This is a genomic window from Thermochromatium tepidum ATCC 43061, assembly GCF_009664085.1.
GTDB classification, from domain to species: domain Bacteria; phylum Pseudomonadota; class Gammaproteobacteria; order Chromatiales; family Chromatiaceae; genus Thermochromatium; species Thermochromatium tepidum.
Map to the genome: position 1 here is coordinate 508,991 of NZ_CP039268.1, position 16,930 is coordinate 525,920.

Here is a 16,930-nt window from a genome sequence, read left to right on the forward strand (position 1 = left end):
CATCATGGCCCGCATCACGGTCGAGGATTGCCTCGAACACGTCGATAACCGTTTCGATCTGGTTCTGCTCGCCACCAAGCGCGCACGGCAGCTGGCCAAGGGCGTCGAGCCGCTGCTGCCGGCAGAGAACGACAAACCGACCGTCCTGGCCCTGCGCGAGATCGCCGCTGGCAAGATCACTAACGCCATGATCCAGGAGGCCCAGCGCGAGATGGACGACATGGCGGCGGCACTGGAGCAGGCACTGGCTCAGGAATTCGCCACCAGGCTCGAGGACGTGGAATCCGACAGGGATGTCAAGGACTGACGAGGCCAATGCCGACAAGGATCCGACCGCACGGCCTGAGTTGGGTGCGTCCGGTCTAGATGCGGCTGCTCAACAGGTTAGGTCACTCAAGTCTCTAGACCGGGCGCCGCCCATCGAGCCGCTCAAGCCCGCCAGCGAGACGCGCTATCTGATCAGTGACCTCTGCGCCTATCTGGAGACCTATCTACCGCCCGAGCAGATCAGCGAGTGCTATCGCGCCTATCTGTTCGGCGCTGAGGCGCACGAGGGCCAGAAACGCAAATCGGGCGAGCCCTACATCTATCATCCGATCGCGGTCGCACGCATCCTGGCCGAGATGCGCATGGACTATCAGTGTCTGATCGCGGCCTTGCTGCATGACGTCATCGAGGACACCCCGATCGATAAGGCCCAGTTGGCCGAGGCCTTTGGCGAAGAGGTCGCCGAACTGGTCGATGGGGTCAGCAAGCTCACCAGGCTCGATTTCAAGTCGCGCGCTGAGGCCCAGGCGGCAAGTCTGCAGAAGATGCTGCTGGCGATGACGCGCGATATCCGCGTCATCCTGATCAAGCTTGCCGACCGACTGCACAACATGCGCACGCTCGACTCGATGAGCCCGGAGGCCTGCCGGCGCATCGCGCGCGAGACACTCGACATCTTCGCCCCCATTGCCAATCGCCTCGGGATCAACTGGATCCGCATCGAGTTGGAAGAGCTCAGCTTCGCGCACTACTGGCCGTGGCGGCGGCGGGTCATCCAGCGCGCGCTCCAGGGGCGCAGCAGTGGTGCGCGATTCGAGATGGTCAGCCTGGTCGAGACGACGTTGCGCCATGCCTTGCAGCAGGAGGGCATCGCGGGCCGGGTCGAGGGGCGTCAAAAACACCTCTACGGCATCTATCGCAAGATGCGCGAGAAGTCACGCGGCTTTTCCGAACTGGCCGACGTCTTTGCCTTTCGGGTGACGGTCGATCGGGTCGATACCTGCTATCGGGTGCTGGGGCTGGTTCATAATCTCTACAAGCCGGTGCCCGGACGCTTCAAGGACTATATCGCCATCCCCAAGGCCAACGGCTATCAATCCCTCCACACCGCCCTGATCGGACCCCAGGGCATCCAGATCGAGATCCAGATCCGCACCGAAGACATGCAGCGCCTGGCCGAGTCCGGGATCGCTGCGCACTGGATGTACAAGAGCGGGGGCCAGTCCGCCGGCGCCAATCCGACCGCACTCGCCGCCGATTGGTTGCAGAACCTGCTGGAGATGCAGCGCGAGGCGGGCAACTCGGTCGAATTTCTGGAGCACGTCAAGATCGACCTCTTCCCCGACGAGGTCTATGTCTTCACGCCCAAGGGACGCATCCATGCGCTCAAGCGTGGTGCGACCGTGGTCGACTTCGCCTATGCCATCCACTCGGACGTGGGCAACACCTGTGTGGCCGCGCGCATCGACCGGCGTATGGCCCCGCTAAGCACACAGCTGCGCAATGGTCAGACGGTCGAGATCATCACAGCCCCGGGTGCGCGGCCCAATCCGGGCTGGCTGAACTTCGTGGTCACGGCCAAGGCGCGCGTCAATATCCGTGGACACCTCAAAAACATCAAACAGCGCGAGGCCCAGGCACTTGGGCGACGGCTCCTGAACACCGAACTGGCCGCGCTGGGCACCACGCTTGAGATGCTCGAACCCGTGCGCCTGGCAGCCTATCTGGAGGAGACGGGACTGGGGAGTCTGGAGGAACTGTTCGGTGAGATCGGACTTGGCAACCGGCTAGCGCCGCTGGTCGCGCGACGATTGGCCGGGGCCGAGGGCGCGGACTCTGAGACACGACTGGACAACCGCGATCTCCATCCGCATCGGCTGGCCATTCGCGGCACCGAGGGCATGGTGGTCAACTTCGCGCGCTGCTGCCGTCCGATTCCGGGCGATGCCATCACGGCGATCTTTAGCCCGGGACGCGGGATCGTGGTCCATCGTGCCGAGTGCCGCAACCTTGGGGGGCTGGAAGGCAAGCGTGACAAGCGGCTCGACGTCGAGTGGTCCAAGGAGCCGGAGGGCGAATTTGCCACCGAGATTCGGGTCGAGGTCAACAATCGGCGCGGCGTGCTGGCCGTGGTCGCCGGGGCGATCGCCGAACTCGGGTCCAACATCGAGAACGTCCAGACCATCGAAAAGGACGGCGTGATGACGGATCTAGAATTTCGCCTCCTGGTCAAGAGCCGTGATCATCTCGCACGCATCATGCGCCGGGTGCGGCTCATCCCGGATGTCGATCGCATCACCCGCATCACCCGATCCTGAGTCGCGCGCCAGGGCGTCCGAGAATCAAGTCGGATCCTTAAGGAAGCGCTGATTGATTCCATTCGTGGCAAAACCTTCTTCCGTAAACCATTGATTTTGTAGGAGCGGCTTCAGCCGCGATTGAGAGGCACGCGATTTATTCAGCGCTTCCATAATTCAGTGAAATGCCCCGAGTAGCCATCAGACCCTGAGCCGATCGTTCAGGCACGGCTGGATCAGATCCAGCAGGGCGCGATGCACCCGCAGATTGCCTGCGACCAGGTTGCCGGTGTCGAGAAACCGGTCGCCGCCTGCCAGGTCGGTCACGGTGCCGCCCGCTTCCTTGATCAGCAACGCCCCCGCCGCGCAATCCCAAGGCGAGAGTCCCAGCTCCCAGAATCCATCGGTACGTCCAGCCGCCACATAGGCCAGATCGAGCGAGGCCGAGCCGGGACGGCGCACCCCGGCTGTGGCCAAGGTCACCGCCTTGAACATGGCCAGATAGGCGTCGATGTGGCGGTGATCGCGGAACGGAAAGCCGGTGCCGATCAGCGCCCCGTCGAGCGACTGACGATTGGCGACCCGGATCCTGCGGTCGTTGAGCTGGGCACCCTGACCGCGCGCGGCGGTGAACAGCTCCTCGCGCAGCGGATCATAGACCACGCCGCATTCAAGCTGTCCCCTGTGTAGCAGGGCGATAGAGACGGCAAACTGTGGAAAACCGTGCAGATAGTTGGTGGTGCCGTCGAGCGGGTCGATGATCCACTGGAACTCGCTGTGGCCGGGCTGCTCGCCGCTCTCCTCGGCCAGGATGGCGTGGTTGGGGAAACGTCCGCGCAGCTCCTGGACGATGGCCGCCTCGGCGGCACGGTCGACGTCGCTGACAAAGTCGTTGCGGCTCTTGGTCTCGACCCTGAGCTGATCGACCCGATCGGAGAAACGCAGGATGATCTTGCCGGCATGGCGGGCGGCACGGATGGCGATATTGAGGCTTGGGTGCATCGGTTGCGGGATATCCAGGAAGGTCGCTGTATCATAGCGGTCTTGAGACAGCGAACAGAGACGTGATAATTGAGTCGCTCATGATAGACCAAATGAACGAGCCGCTGGCGCGAATCCGTTTCGTGCTGGTCGAGACGACCCACAGCGGCAACATCGGCGCAGTGGCGCGCGCGATGAAGACCATGGGGCTGTCGCGTCTGGAACTGGTTGCACCACGCCAGCGACCCGATGCCGAGGCCCTGGCGCGCGCCTCCGGGGCCGATGACCTGCTCGAGCGCGCCGGGATCCACCAGACCCTGACCGAGGCACTGGTCGGCTGTCGGCTGGTGATCGGCACCAGCGCGCGCCTGCGCTCGATCGAGTGGCCATTGCTGGAGCCGCCCGAATGCGCCGCGCGTCTCCTGGCCGAGGCCCAGGAGGGGGAGGTGGCCCTGGTGTTGGGACGCGAGAGTTCCGGCCTGACCAACGACGAGCTTGCGCGCTGTCACTTTCTGGCCCATATCCCGACCAATCCCGCGTTCAGCTCGCTCAATCTCGCCGCTGCCGCCCAGGTATTCGCCTACGAGATCCGGCGCGCGGCCCGTGTCGTGACCGGCGAGCGACTGACCGAGACGCCGCGCGACCTGGCCAGCGCCGAGGCGATGGAAGGCTTCTACACCCATCTGGCCGACACCCTGATCCAGATCGGCTTCAGCGACCCCGAGCAGTCACGCACGCTCATACGCCGACTGCGTCGTCTCTTCAACCGTGCCCGGCCCGATCGGGTCGAGCTCAATATCCTGCGCGGCATCCTCAGCGCCGCCCAGGGACGCAAGACCCCAAACCGCTTCGCCCGTCCGGACGATTCGGCGCCATGAACCCAAGAGGGAGTGGGATCCCATGTTCGATCGCATCCGAGAAGACATCCGCTGTGTCTTCGACCGTGACCCGGCCGCGCGCAACGCATTCGAGATCCTCACCACCTATCCGGGTCTGCATGCCATCCTCATCCATCGTCTTGCCCATCGGCTATGGCACTGCGGCCTTAAATGGCCGGCGCGCCTGCTGTCGAACGTCGCGCGCCTGTTCACCGGCATCGAGATCCATCCGGCGGCCGTGATCGGTCGCCGGCTCTTCATCGATCATGGGATGGGTGTGGTCATCGGCGAGACCGCCGTCATCGGCGACGACTGTACCCTGTATCATGGGGTCACACTCGGCGGGACGAGCTGGCAGAAGGGTAAGCGTCACCCGACGCTCGGGCGTGACGTCGTGGTCGGCGCCGGGGCCAAGGTGCTTGGTCCGATCCAGATCGGTGACGGGGCGCGCATCGGTTCGAATGCTGTGGTGGTCAAAGCGGTCCCCCCGGGGGCCACTGTAGTCGGTGTGCCTGGACGCATCATCGAACCCGATCGTGATGCGACCAGCCGCAGGCGCGCCGATACCGCTAAGCGCATCGGCTTCGATGCCTATGGTGCTACGCGCGATGCGCCCGATCCGGTCGCCAATGCAATCAACCGGATGCTCGATCATATCCACCACATAGACCAGCGGCTCGAATCCATGTCGTACATCCTGGAGCGGCATGGGCTCATGGTGCACTTCGACCACGACGGCGACATCGACGCGATGGAAATCGAGCCTGCGACCCGGCCCGATATCGCTCAAGCGGATGACCCGACACAGGCTAGGGGATAATTGATCACCATGCTTGGGTAACGTATGATGCCAAGCGTACGTCACACAAGAGAGGGTACCTGTGAGACTGACGACCAAAGGCCGCTATGCCGTCACCGCGATGCTGGATCTGGCCATCCAGCAGGGGGGGGGTCCGATCGCCCTGGCCGACATCGCCCAGCGGCAGGGGATCTCCTTGTCCTATCTCGAACAGCTCTTCGCCAGGCTGCGTAAGCACGGATTGGTGACGAGCGTGCGTGGTCCGGGTGGCGGCTACAACCTGGCCCGACCCGCAGCCGAGATCTCTGTTGCCGAGGTGATCAGCGCCGTCGACGAGCGTGTGGATACGACCCGCTGTGGCGGCGCACATAATTGTCAGAACAATGGGCCCTGTCTGACCCATGATCTCTGGTGCGATCTCAGCGACCGCATCCACGATTATCTCAACCAGATCGATCTTCAGACCCTGGTCGATCAGCGCGATGGATTGGGTCGGCGTCCGCCGACCACCTGTGCGGCGGTCGACGTCAAACTCGACGTCCAGCGGATCCGCCTCGGCGCCTGAGATTTTGGGTCTAGATGGTCCGACGACGGCACGAGCCGTGTTGAACTCACAGAAAAACCATTTCGAGCTCTTCGACCTGCCGGTCGGTTTCATGCTCGACTCCGGCTTGCTGGCCGAACGTTATCGCGCCCTGGTGCGCGCGGTTCGGACCGATGTCCTCAGCGATCAGGGAGACGAGACGAACCGCTTGCTGGCGCACATCGACCTGGCCTATCAGACCCTGACCGAGCCGCTGGCCCGCGCGGAGTATCTCTTCCGGCTCTATGGCGTGGAGGGCGTGGAGTCTGGCGCTGACGAAGACCCCCCGAGCACCAAGTTCGTCGAGGAGATCGAATGCCAGGAGGCCCTAATCGCGGCCACCAACCGTTCCGATCCGGGCGCCGCCCTGTCCGAGGTGTTGACCCGTCTGGCTGAGCGCGGCGCGGCACTCGACAAGGAACTGCACCAACTCTTCGCTGATCCCACGCCAACCAATCTGAACGCTGCGCGCGAGGTCGTGCGTCAGCTCCAGGTCCTCGCCCGCTGCCGGCGCGAGACCGAAGAGCGACAGGCCAAACTGCTCAGGTCGCGTCCGGACTGAGCAAGACGCGGCCTAAGCGCGCTCAAACTAGCACTGTTCCCAGGGAAGTCCGTGGAAACGCCAACCGCCGCGGCTGCTGCGATGATGTTGCTCGTCGAGCTCGCCCTCGAATCCCTCATCGACGTGGAACACCGACTTGAAGCCCGCGCGGATCAAGGCCCGCCCGGCCTCCAGTGACCGCTTGCCGCTGCGACAGATGAGGATGATCGGTGCACAGTTCTCGCGCTGCTCGCAGACTGCACCGCCGAGCACCAGTTTGCCGATCTCGGTGACGAAGTTGGGGTTGACCACCCAGTCGGGCTCGTCGATCCAGGCCACATGGACCGCGCCCTTGGGGTGCCCGACGAACAGGAACTCCATGGACGAGCGGATATCGACCAGAATGGCCTTTGGATTGGATTCGATCATCTCGAAGGCCTCGCGGGGCGAGAGTGGGGTTGGCAGGTCTTCGTTTGTGTTGCTCATGATGGGTGATGCCTCGTCTTGGTGGTTGGTGGTCGATGCTTGTTATCCTGCCCTTTCGGTTTGCACCGAGCGGCGGGTGACTCGCCAGTATAAGCGGCACCTGCCGTCTGTCATGATGCACACCCCAGGCGAGTGGTTTGAACAAATGGTGCGCGCCTTCCCCGGCACGGTGTAACGAGGAGCGGTGAGTGACGCATCACTCACCCGGACGACTGCCCCGTGAGGCGCGGTTTGTCTGCCAGGGCGGCGGCCAATCACGCCCACGCCGATCCCAACGCCGCGCCGGTCATCGCGGTGCGGGCCGGGTGGCCGACGGACAGTGGTCGAAGACGTCAAGAAACGCTGTGCGCCCAAGCGTGCAAGGGTCAGGTCGGAGGGTCCGAACCGGCGGGATTGATCCAGCGAATGCCTGTGGAGAACGCACGAAGATGCGGTCGTGGCCGTGCGCCCGTGCGGCGTTCGCTGAGGCCTGCCCGCGTGCAGGCGGGCAGTAAAGCCCAGCTATACACCAAGGGCTTTAGCGGGGGCTTCATTGAATAAAACTAAACCGCGACGATTGAATTTTGGGTTGTCGCGGTGGGAGCTATGGCCTTGACTCGCCAAACGAAGCGAGACTCAAACCTGAGGAAGGGGAGCGTGCCAGAGTTCGGACGGGCGCTCAAAGAGCATGGATTGCGGATGCTGATGCACGGCCTGGCACGTCTGCCGTTGCCGCTTCTACACCGGCTGGGCGCGGTCTTGGGTTGGGGCGTAGCACGCTGGCCCAATCGACAGAGGCGCAATGCGCTCATCAACATTGCGCTCTGCCTTCCGGAATTGACGGCGGATGAGCAGCGCCGTCTGCGTGATCGCAACCTCCGAGAGTTCGGCAAGACCTATCTGGAGATCGCCTATCTCTGGCTAAGGCCGGTCGATCAGGTGTTGTCGCTGATACGCGAGGTGCGCGGGGCCGAATGGCTCGCACGCCGACCGGGGCAGGGGCTCATCGTCCTCTCGCCCCATCATGGTGCCTGGGAGCTGGCCGGACTCTATCTGGCGACCCAGGGACGCACGGCCATCTTCTACAAGCCGCAGCGCTATCTCGACGACCTGATCCGCGAGTCGCGCGCGCGCACCGGAGCGGATCTGGCGCCGATCACGGCGCGCGGAATCCGGGTGCTGGTCGAGGCGCTGGAGCGGGGGGATTTCGTTGGCATCCTGCCCGATCAGGAGCCGAAAGCAGACAAGGGAGCGGTCTTTGCGCCCTTCTTCGGGATACCGGCTTTTAGCATGCTGCTGGTCAACCGGCTGGCACGGCGTACCGGCGCGCCCGTGATCTTTCTGTTCGCCGAGCGGCTGGCCGATGGGAGCGGGTTCGTCATCCACTGTCTGCCGGCCCCCGAGGGGGTCGACAGCGAGGATGACCAGGTCGCAGCGACGGCGCTCAATTGCGGCATCGAACAGTGCGTGCGCCTCTGTCCCGAGCAGTATCTCTGGCCCTACAAGCGCTTTCGGTGTCGTCCGGAAGGTATGCCCAAGGTCTACACTGGACCGCTCGACGATGCGCACGCCCTTGAACAGGCCCGTCGCGTGCGCGAGACCCTAGCGCGGATGTGAGTCAGCAGTGACTAAAGTCTGACAGCGCGGACAATAGAAACTCGACCGCTGTCCGATCCGCTGTTGCTGGATGGGTGTCCCACAGACCCGGCAGGGTTCGCCCGCGCGCCCATAGACCCGCAGTGACTGGGCGAAATACCCAGGGGCACCGGATTCGTTGACAAAGTCGCGCAATGTGGTGCCACCCTGTTCGATGGCGGCCCCGAGCACCAGGCGAATCGTCTCGGCCAGACGGTCATAGCCGGCCGGGTCGATTTGGTTGCAGGCACACGCCGGATGGATCCCCGCAAGGAACAGCGACTCATTGGCGTAGATGTTGCCGACACCCACTACGACCGCTGCGTCCATGATGAATGATTTGACAGTGATCCGACGCACGCGACTTGCGCGATAGAGATATTCACCGTCAAAGTGCTCGCCCAAGGGCTCCGGACCCAGCCTGCACAGGAGCGGATGCTGGACGAGTGCCGTCTCCGGCGCCTGGGGTATCCAGAGAAAGATCCCAAACCGGCGCGGATCGTGGAAGCGCAGGAGGCCGCCGTCCGAAAGCGACAGATCGAGATGATCGTGCATCCTCGGCGCACTCTCGGGTGCGACCAGACGCAGGCTGCCCGACATGCCGAGATGCACCAGCAGGCTGCCATGCGCCAGCTCGATCAACAGATATTTGCCGCGCCGCCTCAGGGAGTGGATCGGTTGACCGGCGAGCCGTTCGGGCATCTCGGGCGGGATCGGTCGGCGCAGACGGGGTTCGCGCACGATCAGGCGCACGATCCGGCGGCCCTCCAGATGAGGGCGGATCCCGCGCGCTGTGGTCTCGACCTCGGGGAGTTCGGGCATCAGCGGGTTCAGATCGAGGCCCTGTTTGAGGCCTCAGTCGGCAGGCGGATCGGCATACATGGCCGGATCGGGTGCGAAGGGATCCTGCCCGAAACCGCTGGGCGCGGCCTTGTCTGGCTCGCCCGGCAGCCGGAACTCGGATGGGGCCGGGGTGGTATCAGGGGTCTCGACCGGCACGGCACGGCCATCCGGCGTCAGGCGGACCATGGGCGGCTCGCTTGGCGGCGTGTCTCCGAGAACCATGGGTTCTGGAGACTCGTCCAGCCCCTGATCCGGGGCGCCGAAGGATCGAAAGGGATCTGCCCCGATCGATTTGGGCTCGCCGGTCGATGGCTCCGGCTCGAACCATGGGGTTGGAGATGATTCCGGGCTCGTGTCGGACGGGCCGTAGAGGACCGGCGCCGGCTCGGCGGGTCCGTCGAACGCGGCCGGCGGCGCCGGTTCCGGCTCCGGCGGCGTGGGATCGACCGCGTTTGGATCGAGCGTCAACGCGGGCGCATCGGTCAGGACATAGAGCAGGCGTTGATCGAGTCGCGCCCAGCGACGCCTGTCCTGCGAGAGCAGGAAGCGCAGCGTGCTTCCATCGGCCGATTTGAGCACGACCGACTCGCCGCTCGGCGGCTCGACCAGGATCTCGACGCGCTCGGCGTGTAATCCTTCCAGATCGTTCAGGGTCTCGGGCGTGACCGGAACCTCACCCAGTCGCCCGAAGACGGGTGCGAAGCCGCGCGGGACCAGTTGCGGCGAGACATAGTGGATGGGCGGTGCGATCAGCAGTGGATGGAAACGATCCTGGATCAGGTGCACCAGCCCCTCGCTGGCGACATAGCGCATCTGACCGATGGGATCGGTATTGCCGAACTGGAGCTCGCGCCCATCCAACAACAACCTTAGGCGAGGCGGCGAGAGCCCGAGTTCGCGTAGATCGACGCTCGCGGACGGAAAGCTGCGCTCGACCGGTGCCTCCAACACAGCGAGCAGTTGGGCGACGCGGCCATTGTCGGCATCGACCTGGAAGGGTGTCTCCAGACGCCAACCGAGCGCCGTCTGAATCAGGCTCAGGGTCGGTTCACCCTGGCGCGTGATCTGAACCCGATAGAGGTCGGTGGCGGTCAGATCGGTCAGGGTCGGGATGACATGCGCGCGCTGGAGCTCGGCTCGGATCATCAGACCGAGCATGACCAGGAGTATCGCCAATGCCACATTGGTCAGCCAGCGTCCGCTCATCGACCCCTCCAGCGATACCAGCGCATCCCCAACCCACCGATCAGGAACAGCCCCGGCAGTAACACCAAGGCCGTCAGACCGATCAGGGCGCGGTGCGGCGCGTCCAATTCCAGCGGCTCGGCGACGGTCGGCGGGGGCGGGAGTTCGGGCAGATCCTCGTCCTCGCTCAGCCAGCGTAACAGCGCCAAGCCAAGCGCGCGATTGCCCTGGCGTCCGATATGGGCGTTGGACAGAAAATCACCGTCGCCTACCACCACCAGACGCTGCTCGGGCTTGCGCTCGGGGAGCGTGCGCACGAGCGCCAGCACAACCGGCAACGGACCGGTACGCTCGCCGATCACCTCGTCGCGTGTGAGCGAACCGGCGAGCATGCCGGTCTCGTTCCAGCTCTGGGCGCTGCTTGTCAGATAGGTCGCCAGGGTCCAGCCCGGCGCGACCTGGGTCTCGAAGGCCAGGGCGCCTGGCAACAGTGCAGGCGCAGTCAATCCCAGGGTCAATGGGTGCACCGGATAGTCCTCGATCAGGGCAGCGGCAACCGTACCGAATCCGAGATGCATGGCCTTCGGATCGACCACCTGGCCGGGTCGGACGGCGAGACCCAGATGCCCTAGCAGGGGTTCGAGACCGCTCGGTGGACCCGGATCCAGTAGCCACAACAGATGACCACCACGATCCAGAAACGCGATCAAGGCCTCGATCTCGCCCGGAAAGGGCGGTAGCCGGGGTTGGCTGAGCACCACGAGGGCGGTGTTGTCCGGGACGGCGTTGGTGAGTGTCAGGTCTAGCGGGCGTGCGATCAGACCCAGTTCGAGCAGCTCGCGTCCGAACTGGCCCAGATCGGCGTCTTGGTCGCGGTCGAGCCTGCGCTCGCCATGCCCCTCGATAACCGCCACCCAGGTCTGACGCGGACGGGACAGACGGGCGATGGCCGCCGAGATGGATCGCTCGCCAATCTCGGTCAGTGTCTCGCGCCGCCCCCGGTATTCGAGCAGGATCTGACCTTGCAACGAGACCTCGGCCTCGCGCGCCTGTTCGGGGAAGCGGCGCGGATCCAGATAGCGGATCTCCAGGTCGGGTGCTTCGTGCGCGTAACGCTCCAGGATCTGGCCGATCTGTCGTGCCAGCGGCGACTGCGGGTCGGCAAAGACGGTCAGATGCAGTGGCGCCTCCAGCCGTTCGAGGATGAGTCGACTCTCGCGGGTCAGCCGATGGACCTGGGATTGGGTCCAGTCCCACTGACGATCGTGCCGCGCCGTCAGCCAGCCCGCCGCGACGACACAGCCCAGCAGCAACAGCATGAACAGGGTGTCGGCGAGCGCGCGCTCGAAGCGGCGGACGATGGCCTGGAGCGTCTGGGTGCGCGTCTTCATTGCAACCGCCGATTGGCCAGGCGTCGATGGGCCAGGGCCAGGAAGAAGCCGGTAAAGAGGAGGAAATAGGTCAGATCGCTCAGACGCACGGCCCCGAGCAGGAATCGGAATAGATGCTCGTTCCAGGACAGCCACCCGAAGAGTGAGAGCGTCTGGGCCGTAAACGATTCGGCACGCCCCACGATCGAAAAAAAGACCAGGACGCCAAAGGCGATCAGCACCGCCGCACCGGGCTGTTCGGTGAGACTTGCGGCCTGGAGTCCGATCGCACCGAAGAACAGGGCCGCGAGCCACAGACCCAGGGTGGCCGCCGCGACCTGCCCCAGGTCAAGCGTGGCCACGCCGGCCAGGAGCGCCAGATTGGCCGCCGGCAGCAGACAGAGCGGGGTGATCAGGACCGCGAGCCCGATGAACTTGCCAAAGAGGATCTCGATCAGGGTCACAGGGGCGCCGGCGAGCAGGTCATAGCCACCATCGCGAAACTCTGCGCTCAGCATCCGCATGGCCAGAAGTGGTGCGGCGAGCATGGCGAGCACGGCGGCAAACCCAAACAGATTCAGACACAGCTCCTGGGTGAGCGAGATGAGCCGCTGATCGGCGTTCAGGCCGCTGAAGTTCTCGATGACCTGGAGAAAGATCCAGGCCAGCACCACCTGACCCGCACCCAGCAGTACCCAGAGCAGGGGCGTGACCAGTCCGCTGCGGATCTCGCGGGCGGCGATGGTCCCGATCATGCGTGCTCCTCCGCGCCAATGAGATCGAAGAAGGTCCGTTCCAGATCAGTGCGCTCGGGGACCAGCTCGAAGAGCTCCAAACCTGACCGTAGGATGGCGCGCGCCAGATCGGACGAGTTCGACCCCTCTCGCAGTTCAACCTGGAAGCGGTTCGGGCCTATGGCGATCGCGCCGGCGACCGGATCCAGGGCGGTCAGGTGCATGATATGGGTCTCGCCGCCTAGACGCACCCGCCAGAGATTGGTCGGGCGTGCCGCGCGTGTCTCGGCATCGAAACGCACCCGTCCCCGATGCAGGATCATCACCCGGTCGCACACCGACTGGACCTCGGGCAGTAGATGGCTGGAGAGGATGATGCCTGTGTCCTGCGCCAGATCACGGATGAGTTGGCGCAGCTCGCGCATCTGAACCGGGTCGAGCCCCTCGGTCGGTTCGTCAAGGATCAGGAGCGGCGGGCGGTGCAGGATCGCCTGGGCCAGGCCGAGCCGCTGGCGATAGCCGCGGGAGAGCTTGGCGATCAGGCGTCGCCCTTGATCCTCCAGGCCACAGCGCTGTTTGGCGGTGGCGATGGCCGCGGGGATGGCGCGTCTGGGTAAACGGTGCAGCTGGGCGCAGTGGGTCAGGTACTCATCGACCCGCAGTTCGGGATACAGGGGCGGGCGCTCGGGCAGGTAGCCAAGGTGGCGCTTGGCCGCAAGCGGGCGGCGTGCCAGATCAATGCCCAGGATCTCGATGCGGCCCGAGCTCGGGGCGAGCAGCCCGCTCAGGAGCCGCAGACAGGTGGTCTTGCCTGCCCCGTTTGGCCCAAGCAGGCCGAGCACCTGCCCGCGTTCCAGGCACAGGTCGAGGTTGGACAGGGCCGGGTGGCGTCCGAAGTCGCGGCTCAGATTGGTGGCGAAAACGAGTGTCTCCATAGGTGGCACGAAGATAACCGGTCTCGTCCGTCTTGCCAAATCCGCGCCCCCAGCGCGCTGGTCATTGACTCTATTGCATTGCCCAGGACTTTCGGTGAAAATCTTAGGTTACTCATTATTCTGCGATCCCCCTCTAGGCTGGCCGGTTGGCCTTCACCAAAGGGTTCGCCCTTACCTCCCTCCGAGAGGCCCCCTCCATCATGGATACCCCAGACGAAACGAGCGTCGGCTTCGACGCGCTCGGTCTTTCGCCCGTGATCGCGCAAGCGGTCAAGAACCTCGGCTACGAATCCCCGACGGCGATCCAGAGTCAGTGCATCCCTCATCTGCTCGCCGGGCGTGACCTGCTTGGCCAGGCCCAGACCGGTACCGGAAAGACCGCCGCCTTTGCCTTGCCGCTGCTCAGTCGTCTCGATCCGGATCTGCGCAAGCCGCAGGTGCTGGTGCTCACGCCCACACGCGAACTCGCGCTCCAGGTGGCCGAGGCCTTCCAGCGCTATGCCGCTGGACTCAAGGGCTTCAATGTGCTCCCCATCTACGGTGGTCAGGGCTATGGGCTGCAACTTGCTCAGCTCAAGCGCAATCCGCAGGTGATCGTCGGGACTCCAGGACGGGTCATGGATCACATCCGGCGCGGCACCCTGGTGCTGGACGCGATCCGCGCCCTGGTGCTGGATGAGGCCGACGAGATGCTCAACATGGGTTTTGCCGAAGACATCGACTGGATCTTCGATCAGGCCCCGGTCGAGCGTCAGGTCGCGCTGTTTTCGGCCACTATGCCGCCGGCGATCCGGCGCGTGGCTCAGGCGCGGCTGGTCGACCCGATCGAGGTCAGGATCGCTGCCGACTCCGAGACGGTCGATACCATCGATCAGCATCACTGTATCGTCACCCGCTTCCATAAGCTCGACGCGCTCACCCGGATCATGGAGCTGGAGGCGTTCGACGGGCTCTTGATCTTCGTGCGCACCAAGAACGCCACCACCGAACTGGCCGACAAGCTCAAGGCGCATGGTTTCGCCGCCGAACCGCTCAATGGCGATATGAACCAGGAGATGCGCGAACGCACCATCGAACGGCTCAAGCAGGGTCAGCTCGATGTGCTGGTCGCCACAGATGTGGCCGCGCGCGGTCTGGATGTCGAGCGCATCAGTCATGTGATCAACTACGATATCCCGACCGATCCCGCGGCCTATGTGCACCGCATCGGACGCACCGGGCGTGCCGGGCGTACCGGGCGCGCGATCTTGCTGGTCGAGCCGCGCGAGCGCGGACTGCTCAAGTCGATCGAGCGCGTCATCCGGCGGCGCATTCCGGCGATGGAGCCGCCCTCGGCGGCGGCGCTGAGCGAGTCGCGGATCGACCGCTTCATCGGCGAGATCCGCAAGACCCTCTCGGAACAGGACCTCGACTTTTTCTATCGTCTGCTCGCGCGCCTCAGTCAGGAGCAGGAGATCGAGATGATGGATATCGCCGCCGCGCTGGCCTACCTCAATCAGCGCGAACGTCCGTTGAACATCAAAGAGGATCCGCTGCGTCCACCCAAGCGTTTCGATGGGCGCGGCGAATCTGGATGGGATCGCGACGCCGGCCGGCGTCAGGGCGGTTGGGAGGATCGTCCGCCACCTCGTGAGCGCTTTGACGACAACGCTGGACATCGCGATGAGCGCCGTCTGCGCCCGGAACGCCCTCAACCGCGCCGCGACGACGCCGATCTGACCAGCTATCGCATCGAGGTCGGCCATCGGCACGGTGTGACCCCGCGCGAGATCGTCGGCGCCATTGCCAACGAATCCGGTCTGGAGGGACGCTATATCGGACGCATCGACATCCGTGACGATCACTCGGTCGTCGACCTGCCCAAGGGCATGCCGAACGAGATCTTCCAACACCTCAAGCGTGTCTATGTGCGCGGTCAGGCGCTTCGGATCGCGCCGGCCGACGAGGGCCGGGCGACAAGGAAGGGCAACGCTTGGGAAGGTCACCATGAGGGGGCGCGCGATCGCGAAGCGAGACCGCCGCGCGCTGGAGCTGATTTTCCCCATCGCGATCGCAACGGCGACTTAAGGCCCCGGCCAAGCCCAGGCAAGCGCAGCGATGGTGTTGCCAGGCGTGGACCTGGGGCCGGGCGCAAATTCCGCGATTGAACCGAGATGTCTCTGGTCACAAGCTTCAGCGTCGTGATGCCGAATGCAGGATCGAGGAGGCGCTCTGAATCCGGTCATCGAATTGGTCCGCGGCCTAGCCGCCTGGATGGTCTTCACGGCGCATGCCGCGCATCTGCTCACACCTGAGCCGGCGCTTTTGAAATTCCTCTGGACCGGGGTCGATCTGTTCTTCGTGATCAGCGGCTTTGTGTTTGCCCCCTTACTGCTGTCGGGTGGCTTTGCGATCCGGCCCTATGCGATCAGGCGCGTCTTTCGTCTGTATCCACTCTATCTGGTCTCGCTGCTGCTGTACGATCTGATCGCACCCGAGTCGCCAGACAAGCTCCTCTATCTGCTTAGGCATCTGGTTTTTCTCGGTACCACCAGTAGCGCGCACGAGGCCTTCTTTTTCAACCCGGCCTACTGGAGCCTGCCGGTCGAGGTCGAATACTATCTATTGCTGCCCCTGCTGGCGCTGATCGTCGCGGGTCGGTTGTGGGTAGTGCTGGCGCTGTTTGCGGTTTTTTGCCTCGTGCGGTTTGGGATTGCGCTGGGGGCCACGCCCTTTGCGAGCTCAGAGCCGAACTGGCTGGCCATCCTGCGGATCCATCTCCCAGGGATCCTGATCGAGTTCCTGGTCGGGGTCTTCGTCTATGCAGCCCATCAGCGCTGGAGCGGGTCTAAGCAGCGACTCTGGCCGATGCTCGCCGGTCTAGTGGGGGCAAGCCTCTGGCTAGCGTTGGGGCTCTTTTTTGCACGCCATGGCGATCAGGGGATCACTGCCCATCTGTGGCTGAAGTCCTATTTCAGCCTGCTATGCGCTATTGGCTATGGTCTGATGCTGTTTGGGGCATTGGCTCTGCTTCCCTGCCGCAATGGACCCTGCCGGCAGCTGGCGTTCTTTCTGGGAAACCTGAGTTATGGTGTCTATCTGTTCCATATCCTGGTGCTGCGGCTCTACGAGCAGTCGGGCGTGTCGCTGCCGGGGGTCTCGGACTTCATCGTCACCGCATTTGCGGTGCTGGCCTTGGCCTGGCTGGGCCATCATCTGATCGAGCATCCGGCGCGCGCCCTCGGTCGCCGGTTGGCGTTGTGTCATCAGGCGACACAGCCTCTATCCGCAAATCCAAATCCGCTGAGTCAGGGTCCTGAGCCAGCGCCAAAGAGGTCGCCGGAATCCGATTCTGCAGGCTATGATCGATCGCACAGGAGATATGCTTGATTTCAGCACGCTGCCCGAGGGCCTATGGTTGTCTTTCCTCGGGGGTGG

At 64.2% G+C, this 16,930-nt stretch carries 16 protein-coding genes; 9 read left to right on the top strand and 7 right to left on the bottom strand.

Annotated features, from left to right (window positions below):
- Positions 1–4 precede the first annotated feature (4 nt).
- Positions 5–307, top strand: coding sequence for a DNA-directed RNA polymerase subunit omega (gene rpoZ / locus E6P07_RS02375; RefSeq protein WP_153974128.1), 303 nt, complete (start codon positions 5–7; stop codon positions 305–307).
- A complete protein-coding gene (locus E6P07_RS02380; protein ID WP_153974129.1) occupies positions 294–2,585 on the top strand; it encodes a RelA/SpoT family protein in 2,292 nt (763 codons plus the stop codon). The genes rpoZ and E6P07_RS02380 overlap by 14 nt, the downstream gene beginning before the upstream one ends.
- 180 nt (positions 2,586–2,765) lie before the next feature.
- Here E6P07_RS02380 and E6P07_RS02385 read toward each other — a convergent pair whose 3' ends face one another.
- Positions 2,766–3,566 carry an inositol monophosphatase family protein gene (locus E6P07_RS02385; RefSeq protein ID WP_153974130.1) on the bottom strand — a complete coding sequence of 267 codons (801 nt, stop codon included), beginning with the start codon at positions 3,564–3,566 and terminating at the stop codon, positions 2,766–2,768.
- Between the two features lie 92 nt (positions 3,567–3,658).
- On the opposite strand from E6P07_RS02385, the gene E6P07_RS02390 reads away from it, so the two are divergent.
- The 4 genes from E6P07_RS02390 to E6P07_RS02405 all read left to right on the top strand — a co-directional run bounded on the left by E6P07_RS02390 (position 3,659) and on the right by E6P07_RS02405 (position 6,367).
- Positions 3,659–4,423, top strand: coding sequence for an RNA methyltransferase (locus tag E6P07_RS02390; RefSeq protein ID WP_170286781.1), 765 nt, complete (start codon positions 3,659–3,661; stop codon positions 4,421–4,423).
- A 22-nt stretch (positions 4,424–4,445) separates the two neighbouring features.
- Positions 4,446–5,243 carry a serine O-acetyltransferase gene (cysE, locus tag E6P07_RS02395; RefSeq protein WP_153974132.1) on the top strand — a complete coding sequence of 266 codons (798 nt, stop codon included), beginning with the start codon at positions 4,446–4,448 and terminating at the stop codon, positions 5,241–5,243.
- 61 nt (positions 5,244–5,304) lie between these two features.
- Positions 5,305–5,787, top strand: coding sequence for a Fe-S cluster assembly transcriptional regulator IscR (iscR, locus tag E6P07_RS02400; protein WP_153974133.1), 483 nt, complete (start codon positions 5,305–5,307; stop codon positions 5,785–5,787).
- A gap of 37 nt (positions 5,788–5,824) precedes the next feature.
- Complete coding sequence (locus E6P07_RS02405; protein ID WP_246172898.1) at positions 5,825–6,367, top strand: molecular chaperone Hsc20; 543 nt, start codon at positions 5,825–5,827, stop codon at positions 6,365–6,367.
- A 27-nt stretch (positions 6,368–6,394) separates the two neighbouring features.
- Here the strand turns inward: E6P07_RS02405 and E6P07_RS02410 are convergent, their stop codons facing one another.
- Positions 6,395–6,832, bottom strand: a complete 438-nt coding sequence (locus E6P07_RS02410) for a rhodanese-like domain-containing protein (RefSeq protein WP_153974135.1) — start codon at positions 6,830–6,832, stop codon at positions 6,395–6,397.
- A gap of 678 nt (positions 6,833–7,510) precedes the next feature.
- Here E6P07_RS02410 and E6P07_RS02415 point away from each other — a divergent pair.
- Complete coding sequence (locus tag E6P07_RS02415) at positions 7,511–8,428, top strand: lysophospholipid acyltransferase family protein (protein ID WP_246172980.1); 918 nt, start codon at positions 7,511–7,513, stop codon at positions 8,426–8,428.
- Here E6P07_RS02415 and mutM read toward each other — a convergent pair.
- The 5 genes from mutM to E6P07_RS02440 are packed head-to-tail and all read right to left on the bottom strand — an operon-like array spanning position 8,414 to position 13,513.
- A complete protein-coding gene (gene mutM, locus E6P07_RS02420; RefSeq protein WP_153974137.1) occupies positions 8,414–9,268 on the bottom strand; it encodes a bifunctional DNA-formamidopyrimidine glycosylase/DNA-(apurinic or apyrimidinic site) lyase in 855 nt (284 codons plus the stop codon). The two genes, E6P07_RS02415 and mutM, sit on opposite strands and share 15 nt — an antisense overlap.
- 33 nt (positions 9,269–9,301) lie before the next feature.
- Complete coding sequence (locus E6P07_RS02425) at positions 9,302–10,495, bottom strand: DUF4340 domain-containing protein (protein ID WP_153974138.1); 1,194 nt, start codon at positions 10,493–10,495, stop codon at positions 9,302–9,304.
- Positions 10,492–11,865 carry a GldG family protein gene (locus tag E6P07_RS02430; protein WP_153974139.1) on the bottom strand — a complete coding sequence of 458 codons (1,374 nt, stop codon included), beginning with the start codon at positions 11,863–11,865 and terminating at the stop codon, positions 10,492–10,494. The genes E6P07_RS02425 and E6P07_RS02430 overlap by 4 nt, the downstream gene beginning before the upstream one ends.
- Positions 11,862–12,599 carry an ABC transporter permease gene (locus tag E6P07_RS02435; protein WP_153974140.1) on the bottom strand — a complete coding sequence of 246 codons (738 nt, stop codon included), beginning with the start codon at positions 12,597–12,599 and terminating at the stop codon, positions 11,862–11,864. Before E6P07_RS02435 ends, E6P07_RS02430 begins: the two co-directional genes overlap by 4 nt.
- Positions 12,596–13,513 carry an ABC transporter ATP-binding protein gene (locus tag E6P07_RS02440; protein ID WP_153974141.1) on the bottom strand — a complete coding sequence of 306 codons (918 nt, stop codon included), beginning with the start codon at positions 13,511–13,513 and terminating at the stop codon, positions 12,596–12,598. Before E6P07_RS02440 ends, E6P07_RS02435 begins: the two co-directional genes overlap by 4 nt.
- Before the next feature lie 200 nt (positions 13,514–13,713).
- On the opposite strand from E6P07_RS02440, the gene E6P07_RS02445 reads away from it, so the two are divergent.
- Positions 13,714–15,660 carry a DEAD/DEAH box helicase gene (locus E6P07_RS02445; protein WP_153974142.1) on the top strand — a complete coding sequence of 649 codons (1,947 nt, stop codon included), beginning with the start codon at positions 13,714–13,716 and terminating at the stop codon, positions 15,658–15,660.
- A gap of 43 nt (positions 15,661–15,703) precedes the next feature.
- Positions 15,704–16,882: an acyltransferase family protein gene (locus E6P07_RS02450; protein ID WP_153974143.1), complete on the top strand. Its 1,179-nt coding sequence runs from the start codon at positions 15,704–15,706 to the stop codon at positions 16,880–16,882.
- Positions 16,883–16,930 lie beyond the last annotated feature (48 nt).

Bases quoted from the DNA above. Each gene is read 5' to 3' on its own strand.
- rpoZ (WP_153974128.1), top strand. From the start codon at position 5: ATGGCCCGCATCACGGTCGAGGATTGCCTCGAACACGTCGATAACCGT.
- E6P07_RS02380 (WP_153974129.1), top strand. From the start codon at position 294: ATGTCAAGGACTGACGAGGCCAATGCCGACAAGGATCCGACCGCACGG.
- E6P07_RS02385 (WP_153974130.1), bottom strand. From the start codon at position 3,566: ATGCACCCAAGCCTCAATATCGCCATCCGTGCCGCCCGCCATGCCGGC.
- E6P07_RS02390 (WP_170286781.1), top strand. From the start codon at position 3,659: ATGAACGAGCCGCTGGCGCGAATCCGTTTCGTGCTGGTCGAGACGACC.
- cysE (WP_153974132.1), top strand. From the start codon at position 4,446: ATGTTCGATCGCATCCGAGAAGACATCCGCTGTGTCTTCGACCGTGAC.
- E6P07_RS02410 (WP_153974135.1), bottom strand. From the start codon at position 6,832: ATGAGCAACACAAACGAAGACCTGCCAACCCCACTCTCGCCCCGCGAG.
- E6P07_RS02415 (WP_246172980.1), top strand. From the start codon at position 7,511: ATGCTGATGCACGGCCTGGCACGTCTGCCGTTGCCGCTTCTACACCGG.
- mutM (WP_153974137.1), bottom strand. From the start codon at position 9,268: ATGCCCGAACTCCCCGAGGTCGAGACCACAGCGCGCGGGATCCGCCCT.
- E6P07_RS02425 (WP_153974138.1), bottom strand. From the start codon at position 10,495: ATGAGCGGACGCTGGCTGACCAATGTGGCATTGGCGATACTCCTGGTC.
- E6P07_RS02430 (WP_153974139.1), bottom strand. From the start codon at position 11,865: ATGAAGACGCGCACCCAGACGCTCCAGGCCATCGTCCGCCGCTTCGAG.
- E6P07_RS02435 (WP_153974140.1), bottom strand. From the start codon at position 12,599: ATGATCGGGACCATCGCCGCCCGCGAGATCCGCAGCGGACTGGTCACG.
- E6P07_RS02440 (WP_153974141.1), bottom strand. From the start codon at position 13,513: ATGGAGACACTCGTTTTCGCCACCAATCTGAGCCGCGACTTCGGACGC.
- E6P07_RS02445 (WP_153974142.1), top strand. From the start codon at position 13,714: ATGGATACCCCAGACGAAACGAGCGTCGGCTTCGACGCGCTCGGTCTT.
- E6P07_RS02450 (WP_153974143.1), top strand. From the start codon at position 15,704: ATGCAGGATCGAGGAGGCGCTCTGAATCCGGTCATCGAATTGGTCCGC.